The sequence below is a fragment of the Acidimicrobiia bacterium genome, from assembly GCA_016650365.1.
Taxonomy (GTDB): domain Bacteria; phylum Actinomycetota; class Acidimicrobiia; order Spongiisociales; family JAENVV01; genus JAENVV01.
This window is the reverse complement of record JAENVV010000299.1, coordinates 1-2,315: the sequence shown is the minus strand read 5'-3', so window position 1 is coordinate 2,315 and position 2,315 is coordinate 1. Positions and strand designations below refer to the sequence as shown.

Annotated in this window: 4 protein-coding genes; 1 reads left to right on the top strand and 3 read right to left on the bottom strand. The window is 60.6% G+C overall.

Annotated elements, in window-relative coordinates:
• A partial coding sequence (locus JJE47_16650) for a hypothetical protein (GenBank protein MBK5269052.1) occupies window positions 1-201 on the top strand: 201 nt, incomplete at its 5' end.
• Between the two features lie 64 nt (window positions 202-265).
• Here JJE47_16650 and JJE47_16645 read toward each other — a convergent pair.
• The 3 genes from JJE47_16645 to JJE47_16635 form a co-directional block, all read right to left on the bottom strand.
• Window positions 266-691 carry an ester cyclase gene (locus JJE47_16645; GenBank protein ID MBK5269051.1) on the bottom strand — a complete coding sequence of 142 codons (426 nt, stop codon included), beginning with the start codon at window positions 689-691 and terminating at the stop codon, window positions 266-268.
• 118 nt (window positions 692-809) lie between these two features.
• On the bottom strand, window positions 810-1,946 hold the full coding sequence (locus tag JJE47_16640; GenBank protein ID MBK5269050.1) for a Fic family protein: 1,137 nt from the start codon (window positions 1,944-1,946) through the stop codon (window positions 810-812).
• A 101-nt stretch (window positions 1,947-2,047) separates the two neighbouring features.
• Window positions 2,048-2,315 (bottom strand): hypothetical protein (locus JJE47_16635; GenBank protein MBK5269049.1); only part of this gene is annotated, 268 nt, incomplete at its 5' end.

The window sequence follows — 2,315 nt, the reverse complement described above, 5'->3', positions numbered from 1 at the left end:
GGTAACGATGCGGTGGCCGCAGAAGCCCTGACGATTCTCAACAATGACGAGACCGTCGTCACCCCCTACAAACGTGACTTCATCGCGCCGACCCTGGCCAAACTCGAAGCCCGGATGTCGAAGGCGGAGTGGGCGGCTGCCACCGCCCGGGCTGAATCGGCGGCCGCGGATCGACTCGCCGCCCTCCTCGGCTTGTCCTAGCCAGTCGTTGACTAGCCAGTCGTTGAGAGGTCCGGTCGGGTGATTCGGCGGCTTCGCTAGCCGGCTACTCGCTCGCTTCGGCCATTGGGTTGATGCCAAGTTGCTGAAACATGGTCAGCTGGTTCAGGTATTGCCACTCTTCGGCGATTTTGTTGCCCTCAAATCGGACAAATAGAGCTTCGGATAGTTCGAATTTCTTGTTGGTTGGGGGGATTCCCATGAGGTCGCCGGTGTGCACGCCGGAAAAGAAAACCCGACAGGCGAACAAGTCTCCCTCGCCGACGATCTCATGGACAGATGAGTGAAGATCGGAAAAGGCTCCGAGCATCATCTGACTGTATTGCTTGAATTCCGTTGCGCCGTTCATCTGTTGACCAGAGGCGAGGTGACCAACAAAGTCATCAGTGAGGACTTCGTCGTACAGGGCGTCACCGTCGTCCAGTGAGGAATGAAAACGCCGGATCACTGCTTTTCTCTCATCTGCCGACATGGCTCCGCTTTCTCAGGGTATGCGATGACTGTACCGGTATTTCCGGTTCGACGTTCGGGCGCCCGATGACGACAGATGCGGCGGTTGAGAATGAGCCTGCCTACGTCGGACCCGGCAACTAGTAGGTGAGCAGTTGGCTGAGCGTCTCGATCAGGTCGGGTGCGGTGTACACCTGCCGGGGTCGGCCACGGGTTTTTGCACGCCGGGCGAAGGCCCGTCGGACGAGAACGCCCTGGTCTTCGAGCCTTCCCAACGCCCCGTGCGCCGTTTGCGAGCTGACCTGATATCGCTCGATCACCGAAGCGGCATCGACCAGTGGGAAGGCGGGCAGGTCGTCGATTATCCGGGCGGCCACGGACGCACCCCGGGTCCTGGCGCGCGAGCGCAGATGTTCAAGCGTCGCAGACGTCGCCCCGACCGCGACCCCCATCCAATTAACCGCCTCGATTACCGAACCGGACGCGAACTCGATCCAGGTGTCGAGGTCTCCGTCCTGGTAGGCCCGCAGCCCGGCGATGTACCGATCCTTGTCACGACTCCAAGGGATCGAGACGGGTACCGGCGAAGCCAGCCGAAGTCGTTGCACGAGCAGATGCTGAAGCAACATGCGCCCCACCCGACCGTTCCCATCGACGAACGGATGGATCACCTCAAAACGGCCGTGAGCGATTAGCGCCTGCTGTAAAGGGGCGATATCGGAACGTGCGCAAAACTGTTCGAGGTCGCCCATGAGCGAAGGTATCTCGCCAGGTGCCGGAGGAATGAAGCTGGCCCGGCGGGGGCCCGACGCGTCCCCGCCAATCCAGTTCTGCTCCAACCGATACGCGCCGACGTGGTGGGGCTGCATCCGTGGAGACCCCTCAGTGAGGATCCGATGCCATCGGAGAAAGTCATCGGACTTCGGTGGCTTCGCGGTCGATACCGCGTCGCGCAGTGCATCAAGATTCCCGACGATCCTGGTTCCGATCTCGTCATCGACCTCGCCGGTTCCTGCGAATTCCGCCTCCAGTACTCGGCGTGGCCCCGCAGTCAGACCTTCAATGATCGACGAAGCGCTGGACTCTGACCTGTATAGAACGGCCGCGATTCCAGCCAACGGCAGCGCTGGCAACGTTCCGAGTGCCCGCGACGCCTCAGCAATAGCCAGCGCTGCTTCCCCCGATAGCTTCATCTCCTGATGAGCGATCGGTTCCGCCGAATAGGGTTCGTAGGGATAACTTCTACCGAGATGATCGGTCCAAAGTTGTGTTGACATATTACCCTAATTTATCAACATAAGAGCTTGTTGTACAGATATAACCGGGCGTCGGCGTCTGACTCGGTTGGTCAGGATCAGCCTTGCCGGCGTTCTTCGGGTCAGGCGGACGACGGGTGAATCGGGTCGCGGCGGCGTTCGATGGTCAGGGCGGTTACCAGGACGGCGACGATGGCAGCCAACATGATGTTGGCGCGGATTTCGATCTCGGGGAACATCAACAGGCCGACGACTGCTGCTGCTACAACCCGTTCGACGAGGAATGGTCCGCCGACCCGGTTGACGACTCCCGACTGGGCGAGCATGGCCAGGCCGATCGACAAGGCGAGAAGCAGGCGGGTGAAGCTTTCGAGATGGTCGCCCGGATGG